At 63.8% G+C, this 6,679-nt stretch carries 9 protein-coding genes; 7 read left to right on the forward strand and 2 right to left on the reverse strand.

The window, feature by feature from the left end; translation table 11 throughout:
- The first annotated feature begins 11 nt into the window (after positions 1-11).
- From L21_RS12435 to L21_RS12465, 7 genes are all read left to right on the forward strand, one after another.
- Positions 12-1,151, forward strand: coding sequence for a methanogenesis marker 9 domain-containing protein (locus L21_RS12435; RefSeq protein WP_074370771.1), 1,140 nt, complete (start codon positions 12-14; stop codon positions 1,149-1,151).
- Positions 1,120-1,944 carry a triphosphoribosyl-dephospho-CoA synthase gene (locus L21_RS12440; RefSeq protein WP_074370772.1) on the forward strand — a complete coding sequence of 275 codons (825 nt, stop codon included), beginning with the start codon at positions 1,120-1,122 and terminating at the stop codon, positions 1,942-1,944. The genes L21_RS12435 and L21_RS12440 overlap by 32 nt, the downstream gene beginning before the upstream one ends.
- Positions 1,926-2,501 carry a DUF447 domain-containing protein gene (locus L21_RS12445; protein WP_083609007.1) on the forward strand — a complete coding sequence of 192 codons (576 nt, stop codon included), beginning with the start codon at positions 1,926-1,928 and terminating at the stop codon, positions 2,499-2,501. Before L21_RS12440 ends, L21_RS12445 begins: the two co-directional genes overlap by 19 nt.
- Before the next feature lie 128 nt (positions 2,502-2,629).
- A complete protein-coding gene (locus L21_RS12450) occupies positions 2,630-3,076 on the forward strand; it encodes a fasciclin domain-containing protein (protein WP_074370774.1) in 447 nt (148 codons plus the stop codon).
- Between the two features lie 160 nt (positions 3,077-3,236).
- Complete coding sequence (locus tag L21_RS12455; protein ID WP_074370775.1) at positions 3,237-3,665, forward strand: fasciclin domain-containing protein; 429 nt, start codon at positions 3,237-3,239, stop codon at positions 3,663-3,665.
- Positions 3,666-3,779: 114 nt separating this feature from the next.
- On the forward strand, positions 3,780-4,211 hold the full coding sequence (locus L21_RS12460; protein ID WP_074370776.1) for a fasciclin domain-containing protein: 432 nt from the start codon (positions 3,780-3,782) through the stop codon (positions 4,209-4,211).
- Between the two features lie 53 nt (positions 4,212-4,264).
- A complete protein-coding gene (locus tag L21_RS12465) occupies positions 4,265-4,690 on the forward strand; it encodes a fasciclin domain-containing protein (RefSeq protein WP_074370777.1) in 426 nt (141 codons plus the stop codon).
- 5 nt (positions 4,691-4,695) lie between these two features.
- Here the strand turns inward: L21_RS12465 and uvsE are convergent, their stop codons facing one another.
- On the reverse strand, positions 4,696-5,601 hold the full coding sequence (uvsE, locus tag L21_RS12470; protein ID WP_074370778.1) for a UV DNA damage repair endonuclease UvsE: 906 nt from the start codon (positions 5,599-5,601) through the stop codon (positions 4,696-4,698).
- A gap of 33 nt (positions 5,602-5,634) precedes the next feature.
- Positions 5,635-6,519: an HhH-GPD family protein gene (locus L21_RS12475; protein WP_074370779.1), complete on the reverse strand. Its 885-nt coding sequence runs from the start codon at positions 6,517-6,519 to the stop codon at positions 5,635-5,637.
- Between the last annotated feature and the right edge of the window lie 160 nt (positions 6,520-6,679).

A 6,679-nucleotide genomic window follows, 5' to 3' on the forward strand; every position in this document is an offset into this window, starting at 1 on the left:
GATGGAGAAGTATGATGGAAGCATATGATCGTTTTGAACTCCTCATAAACGATCGGATCGTGAAAACACCGGTGGCAATAGCATCCATGGCCGGTATCGTGGATGCGGCATACGTTCTTGAGCGGGCGGATCACGTCGGGGCGGCGTTCATCGGTGGCTACTCCATCGACGCCCCAACCCTCGAAGCAAGCCGGCGGATGGCCGGGGAGGGGCGCAAAGAGTTTTTGTACGACGACCCTCTCGAAGCGCTGGGCCGTGAGATCGACGCCCTGAAACAGAGCGACGTCGTGACAGGCCTCAACCTCCGCGGGAGCACGCCCGCCTCCTACGCCGGGGTCGCCCGGGCGTTCGAGGACGCGGTGGTCTACGAGATCGACGCCCACTGCAGGCAGCCGGCGATGCTAAAGATCGGTTGCGGCGAGTATCTCCTCCGGCACCCGGCGAAACTCGTCGAGATCGTCCGGGCGCTGAAAGCCGAAGACGTGACCGTCTCGGTGAAGATCCGGGCCGGTATTGCTGCCGACGACGCCGCTCTCGCCCGGACCGTCTGGAAGGCGGGAGCGGATATCCTTCACGTCGACCTGATGGACTTCGGGCACAACAAAGTCCGCCAGATCAGGAACGCCTCCCCTTTGACGCTGATCGCGAACAACTCCATCACCACCTTCGATAAAGCGATGGACGCCTTCTCCCACGGGGCCGATCTCGTCTCGCTCGCCCGGAAGTCCGACCCCTGGACGCTTGCCGGCCTCGATGCCGCCATCGCCCGGTCGGCCGAGGAGGGCGGCTGGTACAACGCCCCGAAACAGCTCTGCCGCGGCGGCGATATCAGGGCGCTTGCCTTCTGCTGCATGCCGGTGAAGGCCTGCCCGCTCCTCCCGGTCCTTGAGAGGATCGGGCTCTCCCGCGACGACTACCTGAAGTTCAAGCAGGAGGCGGTGAAGGAGACCCCGCTCGAAGACGGGAAGAGCACCTGTTTCGGGAGCCTTGCCTGGTGCTGCAAGATCAGTTCTCCCTGCATGTTCCGCAACATGACGCTTGAGAAGAAAGGCCTCTCTGCGCGAGAGTACATGCGGTGCAAGCACCATCTCTCTGAAAAGATCATGCACAGGATATTCGATGAAGAAGAATCCGCCGATGAATCGAGCTGAACGTGCGCAGATGGCGATGATGCTCGAGGTCTCCGCCTACCCGAAACCCGGGAACGTGGACAGGTGCCACGACTACTCGGATACCCGTCTCGAGCACTTCCTCGCTTCGACGATCCTCGCCCGCCCGGTCTTCGATAAGGCCGAGAAGACCGGCGGCCGGGTCGGGAGCCTCATCCGGGAGGCGGTCATGCGCACGAACGGGCATTCCGGGGGGAACACCCATTTCGGGGCGTTCATCCTCCTTATCCCCCTCATCCTCGGGGGAGATATCGACGGGGCGCAGAGAGTCGTCGCCGCAACCGGCGTCGATGACGCGGTCGAGTTCTACGCGGCGTTCGGCCTCACGAGCGTCCGGATGGCGGAGAGCGACGACCTGGACGTGAACGATCCGGCCTCGGTCGCCGCCATCCGGGAGCGCGGGATGACGCTTGCCGACGTCATGGCCTACTCGGCGCCCCGGGACATGGTCGCACGGGAATGGACGAACGGGTTCGCCCTGACCCGCCGGTGCGCCGACCTGCTTCACGCGCACGGGTGCGGCAGGGCGTCGGTCGTCGCGGCGTTCCTCGATCTCCTCGCCACAGAGCCGGACACCTTCATCGCGAAGAAGCACGGGGAGGCCGTGGCGGAGAGGACGATGCGGTGTGCGGCGGAGGTGCTCGACGGGAGGCGGAACCTTGCCGCCTTCGATGCCGAGTGCGTTGCCGACGGGGTCAACCCGGGCTCGATCGCCGACATCACCATCGCCGGGATATACGTGGCGCTCGGGGAGGGATGGCAGTGGGACTGCTGACCGAGGGGATCAACGAGGTGATCGCGACCACCGGCCGAAACGCCGCTCCCATGGGGATCATCAACCGCGGCGGATCCCTGCACATGGTCCTCTTCCGCGGCAGCCACACCGCGAGAAACATCGTCCGGGACCGGTGGGTGGTGGCGAACTTCGTCTTCGATCCGGTGATCTACGTCCGGACTGCGTTCGACGACCTTCCAATCGATGCATTCGTCTCCGAAGATATCGACGGGACGGCCGTCTGCCGCCTCCGCGACGCGGAGGCCTGGGCCGCGTTCGCCGCCGACGTGGAGCGGTCGGGCGACGAGTCGATCGTCGTGCGGCTCAGCCCCCTGAAAGAGGAGGTGCTCGGTCTCCGGCTGCACCCGGTGAACCGCGGGTTTGCGAGCGTCGTGGAGGCTACGGTTCATGCCACCCGCTACGTTAAGAGCCGCGACCCGTGGCTCGGGCGGCTGATCGAGCACCACAGCGGCCTCGCCCGGAAGTGCGGCGGCGCCCGGGAACGGGAAGCGCTCGAACTCCTCGAGCGGTATATCGCCGACCCGACCCGCGAGTGAGAGTCGGGCCCCGTTCGTTCTTTCCGGGAGATGCGTATCCCTTCGCCGCTTTTCCATAATTTTTGGCATATAATAATCCCTATATATGAGAACATACCACGAACCGCCCCACAGGGAGGTACCTGGTTATGGCGAAGATCTTTGACACATTGCAGAACGACGGCAGGTTCGGCCGGCTGACCGAGATTATCCGGACCCTCGGCGAGGATAAGACGCTGCAGGGCGAAGGGCCGATGACGTTCTTTGCCCCGGTCGACTCGGCATGGGACGCGATCCCCGAGCCGAACCGGTCGATGATCATGAACGATAAACAGATGCTCTCACATCTGATCGACTTCTTCACGATTGGCAATCACAAGTGCACGCTTGAGGCGCTGCTCAAAAAGAACGTCGTGCAGACCGTCGAAGGAAACAACATCATGGTCAGGAAGACCGATCGGGGTACGCAGGTGGACACGGCCGTCGTACTCGAGGGAGACATCGAGGCGGAGAACGGGATCATCCATGTCCTCGACAGCGTCCCCTTTGCGACGCTTGCGCAGGCCGAACAGGCCTACCTGTCGACGAACGTTTGAACCTGAGCCGGAGAGCATCGTCCGGCCGGAAACCTTTTTTTCTTCCCGGCAGAAGACAGCGGCAGGATACGGCGCTCTTCTCACCCGGCACCCTCTCCCCGGGCCGGGAGTATCATGTCCGTAATTTTATATATCTAGCCAAATGATCCGGGGGTTACCCATGAAGAGTATCTTTGAGACGGCCCGGGAAGACGGCCGGTTGAGCACCTCCGTTGCGATGCTGCAGGCCGGAGGGATGGCGGAGGCGCTCCGGGAAGGGGGAGAGTATACTGCGTTGTTCCCAACGAACGAGGCGTACTCCGGCTTCTCCCGGGAAGCGCTGGACGCCGTCACGGCTGACCGGGAGCGGCTCACGGCCATGATCGGGTATCACGTGATCCGGGGCAAACTCACCATGCACGATCTCTCACGGATGGAGGCGATCAGGACGCTGCAGGGCGACTACCTGGAGATCACGGGGCCTCCCGGCGCGGTACGGCTGAACGATGCCGGTGTCATCCAGCCCGACGTCGAGTGCACGAACGGCATCTACCACGTCATCGACAGGGTGCTCCTGCCGCGCGTGGTCGAGGCGCGGGTGAAGAGATAGGTTCCTCCTTCCCGGCGGCGCAGATCGGCAGGAGGTCGGTTCTCCGAGCCGTGCGAGATTGTCCGTAGGTATATATACTCGTGCCCCTCCAACTCCCGCCGGGAGCTGGTTTGCATGAAGAGTATCCTCGCGACCCTGCGTGACTCGGGTTCGTTCGACGTCTTTCTCGACCTCGTGCGGGCGGCCGGTATGGAGGAGCGGTTCGAGAGCGATGGGCCGTATACGCTCTTTGTCCCGGACGACGATGTCTTCCGGGAGATCCCCCGCCCCGAACTCGAGGCCATCCTCCGGAACGCCGACCGGCTCGGCGATATCCTGAACTATCATATCGTCCCCGGAGTGCACTCCATGATCGATCTGCTCGGCATAGGGACGCTCCGGTCGCTCCAGGGCGATGACCTGACCGTGGAGGTTGCGCCGGAGGGGGTGCTGGTCAACGGTGCAATGGTCGTGGAGTCCGATGCATGGTGCACCAACGGGATCTGCCACGCGGTCTCCGCACTGCTCCTGCCGCCCGTTGCAAGAACGGTCGCCGCACGCGGGTAGCCGGAACGTATAAATAATCCGGTACGGTTAGTGGTGCGCGTGGAGAGAGCAGCATGAAGAGTATCATCGAAACCCTGGAGGATTCCGGGAGCCTTGGAACGTTTCTCGATCTGATCCGGATTGCCGGCATGGAACCGATGCTCCGCGAGAGAGGGCCGTTCACGGTCTTCGTCCCGACGGACGAGGCGTTTTCGAGGGTTCCGAAGGATCGGATGGACGAGATCCGGCAGGATGCGGATAAACTCCTCCTGATCGTGAGTTACCACGTCGTGCCGGGGCGGTTGACCTCGGAGGATCTCCGGAGCATCGCCGCCGTCAGGTCGAGCCTCGGGACGGATCTGGTCATACGGTCGTCTGACCGGGGGATCACCGTCAACAGCGTCCCCATCGTTGAAGCAGATGCGTTCTGCACGAACGGGATCTGCCACGCGATAGCGTCGGCGCTCGTCCCGCCGACACTGGAGATCGTCACCCCCTGACGGGGCTACCGCTCTCGCGGCAGGCGGAACCGCCCGTCCCGGCGGGCGATCCCGACAGCGGCAAGAGCGCTCTTCTCCTTATCCTTGATCTCGAGCATGATGTCCATGTCGGCCGGTGCGGTCCCGGCGAGGAACCGCTCGAAGTCGGCAGCATCAAGGCTCTCCGCGTGCCGCCCCTTCCGGCCGCCGGGCATCGGGGTGCTGTAATCGACCATCGGGATGCCGTCGCGAGGCTGCCAGGTCGCGCCGGAGAGTTCGACCGCTTCGGCCACCCCGGCGCCGGAGGGGTTGACAGTGTGGTGGAAGACGTCGAAGAGCACCGGGATACCGGTCTCCTCGTGGATGCGGAGGCAGTCGGCCAGGGTGTACCGCGAGTCGTCGTTCTCGACGACCAGCCGGCGAAGGATGCTCTCGTCGAGCCGGGAATACTCCGTGCAGAACCGTTCCATGGCGGATCCCGGGTCGCCGTAGACCCCGCCGACGTGGATCTGGATCTTCGCGGTCTCGTCGAGGTGCATCGCGTCGAGAAGGGCGGCGTGGTAGCGGAGTTCCGCGACGCTCCGTCTGACGATATCGGGATCTTTCGCGTTGATGACGACGAACTGGTCGGGGTGCATGGAGACTCGCATATCGTGCTCGCGAACGAACCGGCCAATACCGCGAAACCCCTCTGCGAAGGTCTCCTGCCAGTCGGCGGTGCAGACCGGGTGCGATGCGAACGGCACGAGGCCGGAGCCGATCCGGAAGAAGAGGATGCACGCTCTCCGGTTGAAGCGGAGGATCTCTCCAAGACACCTGAGGTTCTCCCGGACGGTCTCCTCCAGCCGTTCGCCGGAGTAGGAGGAGAGCCGGAACGTGCGGCCCGAGGAGCAGCCGATGCTCCGGTTGATGCACGGGTAGCCGATCTTCATTCCATCAAGGGTGACGCCCGCCAGACTTCAACCTTACCGGCAAGCATACGTGCCCCCGCTCTCGGCGACGAACCCTTCGCGGGCGAGGTCGCCGAGGATCCGCTTCACCCGCCCGGGCTCTTCGCAGAGCCGGAGGATCACCTCCTTCTCCGTGACTGTCCCTTCTGCGAGGACGAGCGCGAGGATTTGCCCCCTGATCTGCCGGTCGGACCCCTCGAACCGGCTCTGCCGGGAGTAGGAGGCGCTCCTCCGGTTCGGGTTCGCCGTCCGCTTCTTCAAGACCGTACCGTAGTCCATCATCGCACTATACCACTCCCGGGGGTTCTCGCGGTAAAGCGTCCTCTCCACGAGCGGGAGGATCTCGTCGTCCCGGACGCCTTCCCGGTCCTGGAAGAAGAAGTGGATGAAGATCCGCCGGATGTTCGTCTCGATATAGACGACCAGCATGTTGAACGCATATGCGCAGATCGCCGCCGCGGTCGCCTTTCCGATCCCGGGGAAGGTCGCGAGCGTCTCGACGTCGGCGGGCAGGTCGCCGCCGTACTCCTCCGTCACGCGCCGTGCGGTCTCCTGGAGCGCGATTGCCCGGCGGTTGTAGCCCATGCCCTGCCAGGTGAGGAGCACCTCGCTTCTGGGGGCACGGGCAAGGCTCCCGAAGTCGGGGAACTGTTCGAGGAACTCAGTGTATTTCACGGCGACCCGCTCGACCTGCGTCTGCTGGAGCATGATCTCGGAGACCAGGATCCGGTAGGGATCGGTGGTGTGCCGCCAGGGGAGGTCGCGGCCGTGGGCCCGGAAGTACGAGAGGATGAGGTCGCGGAAGAGGTCGATGGCCTCCGGCGTCGCCCCCTCTGCCTGGACGGCGTCGAGGAGCCGGCGTTCGCGCTGGTTCTGGTCGGGGTCGAGGCTGCCGATCACGGTATACCATCTGTCTGACGGGGGCAAATAGGTTGGGCATATATTCTGTAAGATGATGGCCTGCGTTGCAATCTTTCCTGATTGTCCTGATATTCCCCAGTTGTCCCGATACGCTGGACCGTGGGGATATCGCCGTGAGGGGGGTGGGGACAGGGGAGGG

It is taken from the genome of Methanoculleus chikugoensis (genome assembly GCF_900095385.1).
Lineage (GTDB): Archaea > Halobacteriota > Methanomicrobia > Methanomicrobiales > Methanoculleaceae > Methanoculleus > Methanoculleus chikugoensis_A.